The sequence below is a fragment of the Kriegella aquimaris genome (assembly GCF_900103215.1).
Classification (GTDB): domain Bacteria; phylum Bacteroidota; class Bacteroidia; order Flavobacteriales; family Flavobacteriaceae; genus Kriegella; species Kriegella aquimaris.
Window position 1 is genome coordinate 1 of the sequence record NZ_FNGV01000014.1, and the last position, 17,864, is coordinate 17,864.

The following is a 17,864-nucleotide window of genomic DNA, read 5'->3' on the forward strand; positions in this document are numbered from 1 at the left end:
TGCACGACCCCCTAGGTGCCGCGCAAAAGAACAAGCGGCGAAAAGACCGCTTGCACTTTTCTCTCCCTGACCACAAAAAAACTGGGAAATTTCCATATTTCCCTAATTTTTTCAACACCATATCAGGCCGGATAAATTTCGTATCTGTACCCATATAATTCGATATGGTCCGATATGATATTACGACATAAAATATTGATTATGAGATTATTATAATTCAATTTGATTGTATATATTTATCCACGAAGGTGGATAGCAAGTGATGTTTCGCGCATCGCAAAACCGCCTACTTCTGACGAAGTGAAACCGATTAAAATCGAGTAAAAATAGGCAATGAACAAAGGCGGCAGAAAACGATTGGGGGACAAGAAAAGGATGCATGCCATAACGCTCCGGTTCAATGGTACGGAACTGGAAAAGGTGAAGACCATCCTGCAATCCTATAACCTTGATTTCAAGAAAAGGGGAACGGTCGGCCCTTTCCTAAGAAAGCTTATCCTGGACAGGGAAACGATAATGGAGAAACGGATTCCCGATGGCCTCTCCACTTTAAGTTATCAGATCAACAAGATAGGGACCAACATCAACCAGCTGGTAAAGGTGGCCAACTATAAGAACATGCGAAGCCCGAACGCGGACCTCGGACGGGAATTGGATAGGGCGAACGAATTGATGCTGGAACTGATTGAAACCATCAACACCAAAAATCAAGAATGATAGCAAGGATACTATATCGCAGCAATGTACAGGGGGTGCTGAACTATGTTTCGGGCAAACCAAAAAGCACTATACTCGGTTTCCAGAACACCTATTCCGATACCAACACCGACATGAAGTTTTTCGGCAGGGTACTCTACCACCTTGGCAATCGCCACGATTCGGAGAAAAGGTATGCGCATATCTCCCTGAACCTTCCGCGCGGAGAGGACCTGGACGACACCGACTTTTTCGAAATCTCCAAAAAATATATGGAACACATGGGTTATGGCGAACAGCCCTATGTCGTGGTACGCCACCACGATACCAAGCACGAGCATGTGCATATCGTCTCGTCCACGATCAAAGAAGATTGTTTGCAGATAAACCTTTCAAATGACATAAGAAGGAGCATAGCGACCCAAAAATACCTTGAAAAAGAGTTCGGACTTTCCCCATCGCCCGATACAAAACAGACCAGGGAACTCCCGAAATACGAGATGCCCGAATTCCGAAACCGGGACATCAATGGGGTCAGGTTCTATATTCAGGACATCGTTAATATTGAGTTGCAAAAGCATAGAGTACGCAGTTTTAAGGAACTGGAGGGACACCTTAAAAAACATCACATTGAATTAAGGACGGTCGAACGAAATGGCAGGGTAGGAGTATCTTATGGAGTTGCTGCAAAAGATGGCTACAAGTCAAGGTTTATCAATGGCTATACCGTACACCCGCAACTGAGCGGCCCAAAACTGCAAAAGATATTCGAGCAGAACCGAAGGTCCAAACTCTTGCCAATGGTCAAAAAGAGGCTGGAAAAACAAATAAATACGGCTTATGGACTTTTTAAGACGATAAACCCAGAACACCTCCCCGATATCCTAAAAATTTATCAAAAACTGGATTGCAAGGTCGATTATAATGAAGAAGGCAACCCCGTGGATTTTACCATCTATGACAAATCGGGATATGTCTTAGAAAGCGAAGAAATAGCGCCTAATATCGGCATTCAACAAAACCCCGAACTGTTCGAAAGCAAATATACCCAGATGTATGCGGAAAGCGAACAACTGCAATTAGAGCTTCAACGGTGCATCAGGGAAGCTTACAAGAGTACCTATCAAAATTCGGGAAACAAAATTCTTTTTTCGGAACATATCGATATAATACCAATTAAAGCTCTAGTTGCGGAAATGGCCAAAACGGAACGCTTCCAGTTTCTCAAAAAGTACTTGCATACCGACGACCGAAATCTGGGCGAACTGATAAAACCACAATTCAATATTGTAAAGGACAAGCTATATATTTCGGAATCGGTCAAAGAAGACCGGCGATTAAAAGGCAAGGCCGAGCTTATAAGACAGGCAAGCGAAAAGCGATTGTTCGATGCACCAAGGCAAAAGGGAATCCTTTTCGAGCTTTTACATAGCTTGGGAACCAAATACCAAGGTGGCCAATTGACCTATACAAATTCTCGTCGGTATCAAGTCAAACTGAATTTAGGCCACATACCGTTGCCGGACCAAATCGATTTTTATGCTTCCCCCGGTTTTATCAAGGAAAACGAAAAAGTACTGGACGGGCTTTTGAACGACAGGACCGAAAATGAAATCGATCTACGGCCGTCGGCGATGTTCCTTCCATTGATGTTCCCGAACCTATATAAAGCCATGGCTGCACCATACAGACAAAAATTTGAAATGCTGAGCCTGAAATCCTATCATAAATATGCAGAGCGTATACAGGTTTCCTTCGAAAAATCCCCGAGGGATTATATAGCATTTTTCAATGCCAAAGGTTTCTATTTTGAAAGAAATGAAGAAAAGCTGTGCATCGGTTCGATATATTCCAAGTACGCTGAAAAAGTTCCGCTTTCGCCAAAAACACAGGCCTATCTGGAGTCGTCAACAGACTTGGACCAGGTTTTGGATAAGCAAGCAGAAACCTTGAAGGACATCGAAACATCTGGACGGGATAATTTAAAAAGTCTTTGGTCTGGATATTTGGTGGAGACCGGGCAGTACAAGAAGGCTGCCTATCTCTTTGTATTGGATGGGGTACGGCCAAATCTGCCTTTGCAGCACTTGGAATACCATATGCAGAACGGACTGAAGGAAGCCCTAGGTATTGTTTCCCAAAAGCAAGTGGACAAAAAACAGGCGCGTCTACTTCGAAAGGGAGTTTATGCGCTTGGCAATTTGTTGGGAAGTAATAGTTCTAGAGAGGAAGAAATGTTCAACGGATTTAAGGACGAGTTTACCGATTTTACAAAATATAGGGGTAGGGGGCTTTCGATTAAGATTCAATGAAACTATTTAGGAATGCAATTTTTGAATTCTTAAAGGGCGCTTATCTGTGGATAGGGAGAACAAAAAAATCAAAAGTTTTTCTAGGAGTTGTGAAAAGAAGGGAGGTCACTTAGTGAAAATCGAAACAAAAGTGATAAATCTTAATCCAAAAAAGCAATTAACGAAAAGTATATGGTATTGAAGAAGCCAAAGAAAAAATGATTTGTTGTACCTATGTTGTACCAAGTGCCTTTTTTAAACGAAAAAGCCGAGACGTAAATCTCGGCTATCTCCCTTGTACTCGAGACGGGACTTGAACCCGTACGGACTAATGTCCATTGGATTTTAAGTCCAACGTGTCTACCAATTCCACCACTCGAGCAGACGTTTCTACCGGCGGTAGAACGTGGATTAAAATTCGAGCGAAAAACGGGATTCGAACCCGCGACCTCCACCTTGGCAAGGTGGCGCTCTACCAACTGAGCTATTTTCGCATGATATAAGAACGTGCCATCTAAAACCGATAGCGGATGCAAATTTAATACAATTCTCTAAAAGGCAAAGAAATTTCGTTCGAAAAGTTTCTACCTGTAAAATCTTTCCAATTTGGCTGATTTAAGAGGTTGCTTTTTTGTTCTTTGTCAACAATCTTTTTATCTCGTTCAGCTTCATTAATGCTTCGACCGGGGTAAGCGTATTAATGTCTAAATGAGTGATTTCTTCCTTTATTTGTTCTAAAAGGGGGTCGTCTAAATTAAAAAAACTGAGTTGCATCTCGTTTTGAGCCGAATTTAATTTATCGGTAAGTTCTTCGCTTGAATGTGATTTCTCTAGCTTTTTTAGAATCTTGTTGGCTTTATGAATGACCTGTTGTGGCATCCCGGCCATTTTCGCTACATGTATACCAAAACTATGCTCACTACCTCCTGCCGTTAATTTTCGTAAAAAAAGCACCTTGTCTTTAAGTTCTTTTACCGAGACATTGAAGTTTTTAATACGCTCGAAAGTTGTTGCCATTTCATTGAGCTCATGATAATGGGTGGCGAATAAGGTTTTGGCTCGAGCGGGGTGTTCATGAAGGTATTCTGAAATAGCCCATGCAATGGAAATACCATCATAAGTGCTAGTGCCGCGCCCAATTTCGTCGAGCAATACTAAACTACGCTCGGATAGGTTATTCAAAATCGAGGCGGTTTCGTTCATTTCTACCATAAAGGTAGATTCGCCCATGGAGATATTGTCACTTGCACCGACACGGGTGAATATTTTATCGACATAACCGATTTGAGCCGATTCGGCGGGTACAAAGCTTCCCATCTGTGCCAAGAGTACAATAAGTGCCGTTTGGCGCAAGATGGCAGATTTACCACTCATATTGGGCCCAGTTATCATGATAATCTGTTGGTTGTCTCGATTTAAGATGACGTCGTTAGCGATGTATGACTCCCCTAGAGGTAACTGTTTTTCGATGACGGGATGCCGACCATTCCTAATTTCAATTTCAGTGGAGTCATTGATGATCGGGGCCACATAATTATTTTCTTTGGCCAATTGAGTGAATCCGCAGAGGCAATCCAATTTGGCAATTTGTTGCGCATTTTGTTGTACCGGCGCAATGTATTCTTGCATCCAGACCACTAATTGGGAAAATAGTTGCTGTTCGAGTTGCAGAATTCGTTCTTCGGCACCCAGTATTTTAGATTCGTATTCTTTGAGTTCCTCGGTGATGTATCGTTCGGCATTGACCAAGGTCTGTTTACGAATCCAATCTTCGGGTACTTTATCTTTGTGCGAATTACGTACTTCGATATAATAACCGAACACGTTATTAGAAGCTATTTTCAATGAGGAGATGCCAGTACGTTCGGTTTCCCGCTGCAACATATTGTCTAAATAGGTCTTCCCTGAATGGGCGAGACCGCGAAGTTCGTCAAGTTCATTGGAATAGCCCGTAGCGATAGTACTGCCTTTAAGCATGTTGACGGGGGCTTCCTCGTTGAGCATATCCTTAATTTTGGTACGCAACAGGTCGCAGTTATGCAATCGCTTTCCGATAAGCATAAGCGCGTCATTTGAACTTTCAGAGGTTAGTTGTTTTATAGGAACGAGTGCCTCCAAGGAGTTTTTGAGCTGTACAACTTCTCTGGGGTTAATTTTGCCCGTGGCGACCTTGGAAATCAAACGTTCGAGATCCCCCATTTGTTTAAAATAATGTTGCAATTTTTGAAGAGTGGTATCTTCTTGCGACAAATAAGAGATGACTTGGTGACGCTGTCGTATTTTTTCTATGTTTTTTAAGGGCAACGCTAGCCAGCGTTTCAATAAACGCCCTCCCATTGGGGAAATGGTTTTATCTATAATATCGATAAGGGTAACCGCATTGGTATTCGTCGAATGGTATAGTTCTAAGTTCTTGATGGTAAAACGATCCATCCAGATGTGTTCTTCCTCAGCAATTCGTTTTAGGGTGTTGATATGTTGCAATTGCCGATGCTGTGTTTCCGATAGATAGTGTAATACAACGCCAGATGCGACGATACCGTGTTTTAGATGATCCACGCCAAAACCTTTAAGGGTCTTGGTCTTAAAGTGCGTAAGTAGGGTTTCTTGAGCGTAATCTTCCTGAAACACCCAATCTTCCATATAAAACGTGTGGTAGTTGCTGCCAAAAAGTTCTAAAAATTCTTTCTTATGCGCTTTGGATACCAAAAGCTCATTGGGCCCAAAATTCTGAAGCAGTTTATCGATTTGCTCTTCGTTGCCCTCAGCGGTCAAAAATTCTCCTGTTGAAATATCAAGAAATGAAACACCCAACAGCTTGTGCCCAAAATGGATGGCACCTAAAAAGTTATTGGTTTTGGCTGATAGAATGTCATCGTTCAACGCCACGCCAGGGGTGACCAGTTCGGTAACACCTCTTTTTACAATGGTTTTGGTTTGTTTAGGGTCTTCCAGCTGATCACAGATGGCCACACGTTGCCCCGCTTTTACGAGTTTCGGCAAATAGGTGTTCAACGAATGGTGCGGAAAACCAGCAAGTTCGGTACGGTCTCCACCGTTGTTTCTATGCGTTAATATAATGCCCAAAATGCGGGAGGCCTTGACAGCGTCTTCACCAAAAGTTTCATAAAAATCGCCCACACGAAATAATAGCAAAGCATCAGGGTATTTGCTCTTGATGCCATTGAATTGTTTCATTAAAGGGGTAACCTTCTTTGTTTTTTCTGTTTTTCCCAAAGCGATTTTATTAACCTATTTTTGCAGCATTATCGTCAACTAACGAATGTACTGTTTTTGCCCTTGAATTTTATCCATTGTTGATATTTTGGGGATAAGTTTTCAAGCTTATAGGGCTTTGGCCGGCTATCACTTTTGTTGCTATAAATTATAAATCGGAATATGCGTAAACTCAAAAATGAAGAATTGGGCCGGCTCGATGTCGAAGGTTTCAAAAACGCCGAAAAAGCACCGATACTCATTATCTTGGATAATATTCGAAGCCTTAACAACATTGGGTCGATCTTCAGAACGGCGGACGCCTTCTTGATCGAGAAAATATACCTCTGTGGTATTACTGCAAAACCACCTCATAAAGATATTCATAAAACGGCTTTGGGCGCTACTGAAAGCGTCGATTGGGAGTATAGTGAAAGTGTGGAAGAAGTTATGGTCGATCTAAAATCTAAAGGGTATACCCTAATAGCAGTGGAGCAGGCAGAAAAGGCTACCATGCTCAATGATTTTCAGGTGGATGGGGAAAGCAAATATGCCTTGATATTTGGAAACGAAGTCAAAGGGGTCGCACAAAAGGTGGTAGATCAGTGCGCTGTTGTTTTAGAGATTCCTCAATACGGTACAAAACACTCTTTGAATATTTCAGTGAGTACGGGCGTTGTAGTTTGGGACCTTTGGTCTAAACTAAACATGAAAAATAAAACCCCAATGTTATAAACATTGGGGTTTTGGGTATAGTTTGAGTCGGTTAGTTTAAAATTCAGAGCGCAATAACGTGAATCATCTTCATCTGTGCAAGAAAATTACTAAAATTATGTTAAAAGCGATTGACCGATAGCAAAATCTTGAATTTTTGTTACGATGGTGTTGTAGTCATTTTCGTCCTCGACAAAGTCCATATCGGTAATATCGATGACGAGACTATTTTCTTCAGGATAACTTTTAAGAAAGTCAAAATACCCCCTATTTATCTGATTTAAATATTCGGGTGTAATACCTTGTTCGTAATCCCTTCCCCGCTTTTTTATGTTGTAAATCAAACGATCCGTTTGCTGATACAGGTATACATAGATCCGGGGTTTTGTTACCTCTTTGTACATAAAATTAAAAACCTTTTTATAAAGCTCGTACTCAGCTTTTTGCAAGGTTACTCCTGCAAATATCAATGACTTGAAAATGTCATAATCACTAATCATGAAATTCTTAAAAAGATCGTATTGCGAGGTATCGTCTGTGAATTGTTGGTAACGATCTGCCAGAAAAGACATTTCCAAAGGAAAAGCATAGCGTGTTTGGTCTTTGTAAAAATTAGGGAGAAAGGGGTTCTCGGCAAAACGCTCCAAAACCAGTTTGGCGTTGAAATCGTTGGCCATTTTTCTGGCCAAAGTGGTTTTTCCGGCACCGATATTTCCTTCGATGGCGATGAACTGGGTATTTGAAAAAAGTTCTTGCCGATTCTTGTAAAGGCGGTAATTCGTTTTTTCCGGGTTGGTCTTGTCCCGACTTTCCTGAATAAGATTTCGAGTATCTTTATTTAATATGGGGTGGTAAAACTGTGGTGCGATATCCGATAGCGGTCTCAGAACGAAACGCCTTTTAGTCATTTGCGGATGAGGTATCGTAAGTTCGGGAGTTTCTATTATTTCATATTCATAATAGATAATATCGATGTCTATATTACGCGATTGGTACCCGATTGCGGCCGTACGTTCCCGACCCATCTCTTTTTCGATGGCCAATATACGCTCCAATACTTTTTGAGGTGATAATTCAGTTTCGAGACCTACTGCGGCATTTAAAAAGTTGCCAGCTTCAAAACCCCAAGAAGGACTTTCGTAAACCCTTGAGATGGCCACGACGGTTCCAACCTCCCGATGCAGCGAAAAAACTGCCTTCTGGAGGTTGCGTAGCCTGTCGCCAAGATTGCTTCCTATAGAAAGGTATACTGTTTTGAGGTCATTCATAATCTGAAAACAAAGTAAACAAAACAAATCCACATTGGTTATCTTTGAGCCCTAATAATATGTAGTGGAACTATGAAATTTTTGAGAAATCTTTTGGCAGCCATTATGGGCTGTCTCATCGCCTTCGGAATTTTTTTCGTTATGCTGATGGTTTTTGTGAGTTTATTGGAGAGTGCCGATGAAGGTGTTACTATAGGAAAGAATTCAATTTTAGAATTGAAATTACAACAGCCTATTAGCGATTATGTAGGCAACAATGAACTAGATCCCTTTACTGGTTTTTTTGAGCAGTCGCAAGGACTGGATGAAATTTTGCACGCCTTGCAAGTGGCTAAGAACGATGATGATATCAAGGGCATCAGCATCAATAACAACTTTATCGTGGCAGGTTTGGCACAAACACAGGCCATCCGCAAAGCATTAAAAACATTCAAGGAAAGTGGGAAATTCATCTATGCCTATAGTGATTTTTATATGCAGAAAGACTATTACTTGGCGAGTGTAGCCGATTCCGTTTTTATGAATCCAGTAGGTGCCCTCGATTTTAGGGGACTTTCCACCGAAGTGCTTTTCTTTAAAGATTTACAGGAAAAAACAGGGGTTAAAATGGAAGTTATTCGGCATGGAAAATATAAAAGTGCGGTCGAACCTTTTTTGTCGAATGAAATGAGTGATGCAAATAGAATGCAGCTCAAAGAATTGATTGGTTCGTTGTGGAATTCAATGGTTTCCGAAATTTCGGAAGGAAGAAATCTGAGCGCGACCGATTTAAACATCATTGCCGACACCTTGGGCGGAAGAACGCCACAGTACGCAAAAACATCAGGTTTGGTCGATGGCATTCTCTTTTATGATGAATACGAACAACTATTGCGGAACGCCACAGCATTGAACTCGGAAGAAGATATCAAGTATGTAGCATTGAACGACTACGTAAAGCGTTCCAACAAGAAAATCACACAAAAGGGAGATGATAAAGTCGCCATTGTATTTGCTCAAGGAGAGATTCTTTATGGGGAAGGCGGACCAAATGTCATCGGACAGGGAATTATCAATGAAGCCCTTATAAAAGCCCGTGATGATGAAAAAGTGAAAGCCATTGTATTACGGGTGAATTCCCCGGGAGGCAGTGCATTGACTTCCGATATTATTTGGCGGGAAATTCAATTGGCAAAAGAAAAGAAGCCTGTGGTCGTATCTATGGGTAATGTGGCAGCATCAGGAGGCTATTATATTGCGGTAGGAGCAGACAAAATATTTGCGGAGCCAACCACAATTACGGGATCCATCGGTGTTTTTGGTACTGTTCCTAATATTACGGAATTGGCTGCGAATATCGGTATCAATGCCGAACAGGTAGGCACAAACAAGAACTCGGTAGAATATTCATTATTCGAGCCTATGACGGATGATTTTAGAAATGTAGTGCTCGAAAGTATAGAGCAGACCTACGATACATTCTTGCAGCGTGTTGCAATGGGTAGGGGCATATCGGTGGCAGAAGCAGATAGCTTAGGTCAGGGCCGGGTGTGGAGCGGTGTCGATGCCAAAAGACTGGGCTTGGTCGATGAACTGGGTACTTTGGATGATGCCATTGCCGAAGCCGCAAATCTTGCCGGGCTGGAAAACTATGGAATAAAAAAATTCCCAAGATACAAATCAGGTCTTGAGCGATTTTTGGAAGACATGTCAGGTGCACAGGCGAAACAACAGTTTATTGAAGAAGAAATAGGTACAGAGGCGTATACCATTTTAAAACAGATAAAGTCTGTCATGGAACAAAAGGGAGTTCAAGCACGCATGCCTTTCGTTCTAGATGTAAAATAAAAAGACCGGTCACAAAATTAATTTTGTGACCGGTCTTTAAATATAAGTTTAAGGTAGAATTTTTTAGGTCAATTTATTTGACAAGATTGATTTCTACACGTCTATTTTTAGCTCTACCGTCTTTATACATATTGGTGGCAATGGGTTTGTCTTCCCCATATCCTACCGCTGATAATCGAAAAGCGTCAACACCATTCTTAACTAAAAAATCTTTTACCGAAAGTGCCCTGGCCTCTGATAGTTGCTGATTGGTCGCTTTACTTCCAATACTATCGGTATGTCCTTCCACCGAAAATTTAGCATCAGGGTATTCCTTTAAAATATTGATAATGTCTACAAGCGCACTTGTCGATTCAGCTTTTATACTCGCCGTACCAGAATTGAAAAGAATGGTCTTGGCATAATCATTAAGTTTTTTCTGTACTTCGGCAGTAACTTGAACTATTTCGGGGCACCCGTTGTTGGCAACTGTACCATTTTTATCAATACAATTGTCATCTTTGTCGAGTATGCCATCTCCATCGGTGTCAGGCCACGGACAACCATTGTTGGCGGCATCACCAGCTTCTTCTGGGCATTTGTCGTCTTTGTCAAGAATAGAATCCCCATCGGTATCTATCCAAGGACAACCGTTATTTTCAATTTCACCTACTTCTTGAGGGCAATTATCATCTTTATCCCAAACTTGGTCGCCGTCGGTATCGGGCCATGGGCATCCGTTATTTTCGATGGGACCGCTTTCTTGTGGGCAATCATCCATCTTATCCAACACACCGTCATCGTCTTTATCTTTTGGCTTACCTTGATAAACAGGTATTTTAAGGCCTGCGTATACATCAGCGGCTTTTGAATTATCGCTCATCAATAAAGAAAGTACCGATCCTGATCCTAAATACAAAGGTCCTGCTCTAAAACCAGCTCCCCATTGGGCGCCTGATCCCTGAATAAGACTTACGGGCATATAAAAACTGAACCATTTACTTTCAAAACGAGGGGTTATAGAGGCGACTGTAGGCACACGGTTGGCATTGGCCTTTGAATTCGAGCTCAATGAAAAATCAGTGTTGAGGTTCAAATAGAATTTCTTATGTAAATTATAGTCTACATTTAAATGCAATGCCGTCGGTAATGCAGACTTTGCTGCTTTTCCTGTCCCTGTTTGTGAATAGAGGGTGCTGAGAATATCTTCAATTCCATCTTGATTATCAAAGTCGTCTTCGGTAACGGTTCCTGTAATATCGTAAGCATTTTCGGTTCCGTTTTTATATTGTATCGACCCTAAATCGGTCAATGAAAGTCCGAGCTTCAATTTGTATTTGTTCAGATATTTTGGAGCGTAGGGGTTGCCCTCACTATCTTTCGAAGTGTAGGACGCATAATTAGGCCTCCATTCATAAACTACACCAAGGTCTGCACCGAAACCTGTGGCACCATCTACTATTTCAAACTCGAAATCATCAAAATCGTCGTTGATATTATCGCTATGACCGTAATTCACAGTACCTTGTGAGGTAATGCTTCCGGTGGTTTCCCCTCCGCCAAGATCCGTGCCGTCCGCATCATAGTTAATGTTGACGTTTTCACCATTGGCATAGGCATTGCCCATTCCTTGCAGATATTTTAAAGAGACCCCCGCTTTTAAAAAGTGCTGCTCTTTATTCATGAATACTTTAGCATAGGTAATACCTACTTCGGCCCAAGCATTCGCCGTTAAGTAAAGGTCATCTTCATCTACTATAAAATCTTCATTTTCATCAAATTCATTAGATATATTTTCAAACGTCGTTCCATTTATTTTATTCACGTTATAACTAACACGGCCCCTCGTAAAGACAGCTAGTGAGCTAGTTCTATTAATATTGAACATGAACGATGGTCCCATGACATCGGCATTTCCAAAAAAGTTGTTATTTTCTTTCGGGTATTTTTTGCCATCCGTATCAAAATCGAAATCAGAGGTGACGACGTCTCCTAATTTTAATCCATAATAGTCATTGCTAAAAAAAGTACTGACCCCTACAAGGTTTACGTCAGTTTTGAAACGCGAATCGACGATATTGGCGGGGTTGGCAATCAGGCCGTGAACACCACTGTAATTATCGGAAAGGTAGCCAATGTATGATTGTGCTTTTACACTCAGGCCGCCAAGCACCAATAATGAGGTCAAAATTGTTTTTTTCATGTTGGTCTAATTTTGGTTTACTTTTGTTTTGGTTTTAACAGTTCATGCATAACGACCGTATATCGAGATAATTGCACGTTTTATCGACATTATTTAATAGGAAAATACTTATGGTTTTAAAAGACAGGCAGTTGGCCTACCAAATTTATCTTTATCTAGGCGCACTGTTTATAACCTCTTTAGTAGTGTCGAATTTAATTTTCCAGAAGTTTTTTTATTGGAATCCGTTTGGAGATATTACCGTATTTGGTGCCTCGTTGTTTGAGGTTTCTGTGGGAATTTTACCATATCCCATCACTTTCTTGATTACTGATTTGATTTCTGAGATTTATGGAAGGAAAAAGGCGAATCAGATAGTAACAGCGGGTATTTTTGCCTCTTTTTTTTCCATGGGTATCATACTGTTGGCCGAGGTTGCCCCGGCCATTACTTCATCACCTATAAACGATGAAATTTTCACCAAAGTCTTTGCCCTTTCCCCAATCGCCGTTTTGGCATCCATGATTGCCTATCTCTTTGCCCAATATGTTGATATTGCGATTTATCATTTTTGGAAGCGGATTACAAAGGGCAAACATTTATGGGTTCGGAACAATTTTTCTACTTTTCTATCCCAATTTATTGACACCTTTACCGTTGTTGGGCTCTTATGTGTATTTCAAGTTTTACCGTGGAGTTTGTTTTATGGTCTCGTTATCAGCGGTTTTCTTTTTAAGGTTTTCATTGCTATAATCGACACCCCTTTCCTGTATTTTTTCGTATATCTTCTCAGAAAGCGTTTTAACCTAGCCGTGGGAGAGGAAATCGACCTCGAGGCATAATATTTATGCTTTTTTTCTGTTGTTATCGAAAGCATCAACAAATTACACAATAGTGTCAATTTATAAGAAAATATTTGTCGTAGTTGCGATAGGTTTTCTTCAGGGTTGGGTTATGCTTTAAGTGTTTCACTTAGTAACAAAGAAACGAGCTGAGGTTTATCAAGATTCCCACTTTGTTAAAGGAAGCTGGAATAGATCGATATAGAATTTCAAAGGCTATAATTGGCTTTAAAGGATAAAAATTATATGAAAAATAAGATATTTAAAATTTTAGGTGTCATTTTAATTTTGGTTATAGGTGTGTTGATTGCGGCGCCTTTTTTACTCGAAGCCAAAATCGGGGATATTATCAAGAACAATGCAAACAGCAATCTGAACGCAACGCTTGATTTTACCGATGCTAACTTGAGCTTGATTCGCAGTTTTCCGAATGCCGAGGTTAGTCTGAAAGGGGTAACCCTTATCAATAAAGCTCCCTTTGAAGGTGATACACTGTTCGGAGCAAAAGAAGTAGCCCTAAAAATGGGTATCGGTGAACTTTTCAAGGGGGCTGGAGAACCTATTGGAATAAAAAACCTTTCTGTTGATGGGGCCGTTCTGAATATTACTGTGGATGCTGACGCGAACGCCAGTTACGATGTGGGCAAAGATTCAGGTTCAGAAGCTACGGCACCATCGGATGATGCTAGTGGATTTAATCTCGATCTTCAATCCTATGAAATTACGAATTCAAGAATAACCTATAACGACAAGGCTACGGCAATGTTCTTTGAACTCACCGAGTTCCAGCATAATGGTACTGGCGACTTGTCTCTTGAAACCTCGGAATTGGATACGCATACCGATGCCTTTGTTTCTTTCGAAATGGACAGCACCAATTATTTAAATAAAAACAAGGTTCAGTTAGATGCCTTGATTGGAATAGATTTAAAGCAAAATAAATATTCATTTCTAAAAAATGAAGCCATTATCAATCAGCTGCCCTTGGTTTTTGAGGGTTTTGTAAAAGTGAACGAGACGAATCAAGAAGTTGATATTAGCTTTAAAACACCATCCTCCGATTTTAAAAATTTCCTAGCGGTTATACCAGCAGCGTATTCAAAAAATATTGAAAATGTAAAGACCACAGGTGATTTTATTGTTGAGGGCAAATTTAATGGAATTGTAGACGAAACCCATATTCCCAAATTCAATATCAAGATAAATTCAGACAACGCATCGTTTAAGTATCCTGATTTGCCGAAGTCTGTACGCAATGTTTTTATCGATACAAAAATCAACAATACTACTGGTATCGTTGAAGACACCTATGTTGATATCGATAAGTTGTCGTTTATGATTGATGAAGATAAGTTCAATATGACTGCCAAGATTAAAGAACTCATGGGCAATATGAAGGTGAATGCGCATGTTGACGGCAAAATGAATTTGGCCAATATCTCACAAGCCTATCCTGTTCCGGCCGATTTTAATTTAAAAGGGATTTTAAATGCAGATATTACTACGGCCTTCGATATGGTTTCGGTTGAAAAGAAACAATACGAAAAAACCAATACTTCTGGCAAGCTAGGTGTTAGAGATTTCGAGTATACTTCCGATGAGATTCCCAACCCTGTTAAATTGAGTGCTACGGCCTTAACATTCAATCCGAAAACGGTAACCTTGAATGAATTAAAAGGTACCACGGGCAAGACAGATTTTAATATCACCGGAACCATCAATAATCTTTTGGGATTTGTGTTTAACGATGAGAACGTAGAAGGTAATTTCAATCTAGACTCCAACACTTTTGCTTTGAACGATTTTATGGTCAGGGAGACAAATACACCTTCTGAGCGTGAAGGGGACAATAAAATACCTGAAAACACAAGTACATCGGAAGAGAAAATTAAAATACCATCTTTCTTGGATGCGACTATCAATGCATCGGCCAATACGGTGCTTTATGATAACCTAACGCTGAAAGATGTAAAAGGAAACTTGCGTATCAAAGATGAGAAAGCCAGTTTGAGTAATATGACTTCTTCCATATTTGATGGTAAAATGGCATTTAATGGTGAAGTTTCCACTAAAAATGAAACTCCCACTTTTGCCATGAAATTGGATATGGAACAGTTGCAGATCGGCGAAACTTTTAAAGCTTTGGAAATGTTTAAAGTTTTAGCTCCTATCGCTCAAATTCTCCAAGGGAAATTGGATTCCGATATTCAGTTGGCAGGAAATCTTACCGATGATTTCACCCCTGATCTATTGACCTTGACCGGGAACGTCTTGGCAAATGTTATGACCCGAGAGATTAATACCGATAAGGCTCCATTATTATCTGCCTTGGATGGTAAACTTGATTTTATAAACCTAAAGGAATTGAATCTAAAGGAACTAAAAACAAAGCTTTCTTTTGAAAACGGACTAGTCAGTGTGAAACCTTTTACGTTGAACTATAAAGATATTGCCATCAATGTGGATGGTAACCATACTTTTGATCAGAAGTTGAATTACAAGGCCACCATGGAGGTGCCTGCCAAATATCTTGGTAAAGAAATAAACGCGTTGATTGCTAAAATTGACGATTCGTCCCTTGAAAACTTGACAATCCCCGTAGTAGCCAATATTGGCGGAAACTATGATAGCCCCGAAGTTAGTACCGACCTTACCGCAGGCGTTAAAAGTTTGACCTCGAAATTGGTGGAGATAGAAAAACAAAAATTGATTAACAAAGGAAAAGATAAAGCCAAGGACCTAATAGGTGGTATTCTGAATAAAAATCAACCCAAGACCGATTCCACCCAGCAAAAAGAGGTGAGCAAAAGTGACGAAGTAAAAGGAATTTTAGGTGGAATATTGAATAGTGGGAAAACTGAAAAAGATACGACACAATCAAAAACGGACACTGTTGCACCTAAAAAAGATGAGGTGAAAGAGAAGGCAAAGGATATTTTAGGAGGTTTGTTCGGAAAGAAGAAAGACACTACAAAAACAAAGAATCCATAAAAAAGCCATTATACCTTAACAATCATTTTGCCCTTGTTCTTTCCATCGAACAAATCTAGAAATGCCTGAGGTATGTTTTCAAATCCTTCAACAATTGTTTCCGAGTATGTAAGTTTACCTTGCTTGATCCATTCTGCCAATTGCTGCATTGGTGGTGCGAATTCTTTAACATAGTCCCGAACTGTAAACCCTTGCATGAGCACGCTTTTCTTTATAAAAGTGCCTTCATGTCGAGGTCCCATTGGTGTTTCGGTTTCATTATACAATGATATGGCCCCACAGTTGATGATGCGTCCGAATTTATTAATATTGGCAATGGCGGCATCGAGTATTTCCCCTCCCACGTTATCAAAATAAACATCAACTCCACTGGGGCAAGCCTTTGCGATAGCTTTTATCATATTGTCGGTCGTTTTATAATTGATTCCTTCGTCAAACCCGAATTTGTCCTTTATTAGTTTGATTTTTTCATCGCTGCCAGCGATTCCAACAACACGGCACCCTTTTATCTTTCCTATTTGTCCTGCCACGCTTCCCACGGCTCCAGATGCACCAGAAACAAGTAATGTCTCCCCTTCTTTCGGTTTTCCTATTTTATCGAGACCCATCAAGGCCGTTATTCCTGTCAGCCCTAAAACTCCAAGGTAGGCGGTAAGTGGGGCTTCAGACGCATTTACTTTATTGAGACCGTTACCTGTAGCGGTTTGAAATTCTTTCCATTGCAACATGCCGTTTACGTGCTCACCAACGCTAAAATGGCGGTTGTTCGACTTGATAACCTCGGCAATAATGCCTGATTCTACAGGTTCATTGAGTTTGAAAGGTTCAATATATGATTTTTGGTCACGCATTCTTCCCCTGAGGTAAGGGTCGACAGAGACATATTTAGTCTTCAACAAGATTTCGCCATCACCGGGCTCGGGCATTTCTTCTTCAATAAATTGAAAATCGTTTAAACTGGGTTTGCCCTCCGGTCTGTTCTTAAGGTAGATTGTCTGATTCATTTTAATAGTATCGGTTAACGTATTCCTAGGTTGATATAATACCCTTCGTTGCCTCTTATGTTAAAGACCGTTCCGTCTTCGAAAAGCAGGTATTGACCCTTAATTCCTTTTAAAACACCTTCAAAACTTGAGGTCTTTCTAAGGTTTAGACTTTTTATTTTTTTTGGATATTGCAGTACAGGAAAATTCAATTCGGTCTCCTTATTATTTTCGATATAATAGGGTAAAACTTGCTCCGGTATGTAGGGTAGCAGCTTACTTCTCCATTCTACCAAATTCTCGTCATCGACATCATTGGTCACCATTTTGCGCCAGTTGGTCTTATCGCCCACATGCTCTTTTAGGGCGACCTCGGTAATGCCGGCCAGATAGCGATTGGGTACTTCTACAATTTCAATGGCCTCGTGCGCCCCTTGGTCGATCCAACGTGTGGGCACCTGTGATTTGCGGGTAACACCCACCTTCACATTACTCGAGTTTGCGAGATAAACAATATGTGGCTGTAGTTGAGCTCTCTTTTCATAAGCCAGGTCACGGTCCTCTTGGTCCAAATGGGCAGTACTCAGCTCTGGGCGCATAATCCAATCTCCTGCAGACGGAATTTCATAAAAGCAAGACTTGCAAAAGCCTTGCCGGTAGATGGGTTTATCCAATCCGCAATTTAGGCATTGATATTTTATAAAATCGATTTGCAGTTTTTTATCCAATACTTGGTTCATGTTGAGGAAATCATTTTCGAAAACCAAGTAGTATTGAATGGGATTGCCGATTTCCGATTGCATTTTTTTTAGAACTCCCTGGTACTGCATCCTTATTAAATTTGAATAAAATCGATTTGAAAATGATATCTTTAA

At 40.6% G+C, this 17,864-nt stretch carries 11 protein-coding genes and 2 tRNA genes; 6 read left to right on the forward strand and 7 right to left on the reverse strand.

The features are described 5' to 3' along the window. Positions 1-333 precede the first annotated feature (333 nt). Together mobC and BLS33_RS19750 are read left to right on the forward strand one after the other, a co-directional pair. Positions 334-717: a plasmid mobilization relaxosome protein MobC gene (gene mobC / locus BLS33_RS19745; RefSeq protein ID WP_089893858.1), complete on the forward strand. Its 384-nt coding sequence runs from the start codon at positions 334-336 to the stop codon at positions 715-717. Beyond that, on the forward strand, positions 714-3,008 hold the full coding sequence (locus tag BLS33_RS19750; protein ID WP_089893862.1) for a relaxase/mobilization nuclease domain-containing protein: 2,295 nt from the start codon (positions 714-716) through the stop codon (positions 3,006-3,008). The genes mobC and BLS33_RS19750 overlap by 4 nt, the downstream gene beginning before the upstream one ends. Positions 3,009-3,285: 277 nt before the next feature. On the opposite strand, the gene BLS33_RS19755 is transcribed toward BLS33_RS19750, so the two are convergent. From BLS33_RS19755 to mutS, 3 genes are all read right to left on the reverse strand, one after another. Beyond that, positions 3,286-3,369: transfer RNA gene (locus BLS33_RS19755), tRNA-Leu, on the reverse strand. Between the two features lie 39 nt (positions 3,370-3,408). Further along, positions 3,409-3,481, reverse strand: a tRNA-Gly gene (locus BLS33_RS19760). Positions 3,482-3,602: 121 nt separating this feature from the next. Beyond that, positions 3,603-6,185, reverse strand: coding sequence for a DNA mismatch repair protein MutS (mutS, locus tag BLS33_RS19765; protein ID WP_089893865.1), 2,583 nt, complete (start codon positions 6,183-6,185; stop codon positions 3,603-3,605). Between the two features lie 201 nt (positions 6,186-6,386). Here mutS and BLS33_RS19770 point away from each other — a divergent pair, with 201 nt between their 5' ends. Then, entirely contained in the window at positions 6,387-6,938 is a 552-nt protein-coding gene (locus BLS33_RS19770; RefSeq protein WP_089893868.1) for an RNA methyltransferase, read from the forward strand. A gap of 95 nt (positions 6,939-7,033) precedes the next feature. On the opposite strand, the gene folK is transcribed toward BLS33_RS19770, so the two are convergent. Further along, positions 7,034-8,185 (reverse strand): 2-amino-4-hydroxy-6-hydroxymethyldihydropteridine diphosphokinase, encoded by a 1,152-nt coding sequence (gene folK, locus BLS33_RS19775; RefSeq protein WP_089893871.1) that lies wholly within the window; start codon positions 8,183-8,185, stop codon positions 7,034-7,036. Positions 8,186-8,257: 72 nt separating this feature from the next. Here folK and sppA point away from each other — a divergent pair, with 72 nt between their 5' ends. Continuing rightward, positions 8,258-10,012, forward strand: coding sequence for a signal peptide peptidase SppA (gene sppA, locus BLS33_RS19780; protein ID WP_089893874.1), 1,755 nt, complete (start codon positions 8,258-8,260; stop codon positions 10,010-10,012). A 73-nt stretch (positions 10,013-10,085) separates the two neighbouring features. On the opposite strand, the gene BLS33_RS25375 is transcribed toward sppA, so the two are convergent. Next, positions 10,086-12,194 carry a DUF5723 family protein gene (locus tag BLS33_RS25375; protein WP_089893878.1) on the reverse strand — a complete coding sequence of 703 codons (2,109 nt, stop codon included), beginning with the start codon at positions 12,192-12,194 and terminating at the stop codon, positions 10,086-10,088. Between the two features lie 110 nt (positions 12,195-12,304). Here BLS33_RS25375 and BLS33_RS19790 point away from each other — a divergent pair, with 110 nt between their 5' ends. Both BLS33_RS19790 and BLS33_RS19795 read left to right on the forward strand, forming a co-directional pair. Continuing rightward, a complete protein-coding gene (locus BLS33_RS19790; protein ID WP_089893881.1) occupies positions 12,305-13,015 on the forward strand; it encodes a queuosine precursor transporter in 711 nt (236 codons plus the stop codon). A gap of 246 nt (positions 13,016-13,261) precedes the next feature. After that, entirely contained in the window at positions 13,262-16,006 is a 2,745-nt protein-coding gene (locus BLS33_RS19795) for an AsmA-like C-terminal region-containing protein (RefSeq protein WP_089893884.1), read from the forward strand. Between the two features lie 8 nt (positions 16,007-16,014). On the opposite strand, the gene BLS33_RS19800 is transcribed toward BLS33_RS19795, so the two are convergent. Together BLS33_RS19800 and BLS33_RS19805 are read right to left on the reverse strand one after the other, a co-directional pair. Beyond that, positions 16,015-17,010, reverse strand: coding sequence for an NADP-dependent oxidoreductase (locus tag BLS33_RS19800; protein ID WP_089893885.1), 996 nt, complete (start codon positions 17,008-17,010; stop codon positions 16,015-16,017). Between the two features lie 14 nt (positions 17,011-17,024). Then, positions 17,025-17,819 (reverse strand): DUF2797 domain-containing protein, encoded by a 795-nt coding sequence (locus BLS33_RS19805; protein WP_089893888.1) that lies wholly within the window; start codon positions 17,817-17,819, stop codon positions 17,025-17,027. Positions 17,820-17,864: the final 45 nt, after the last annotated feature.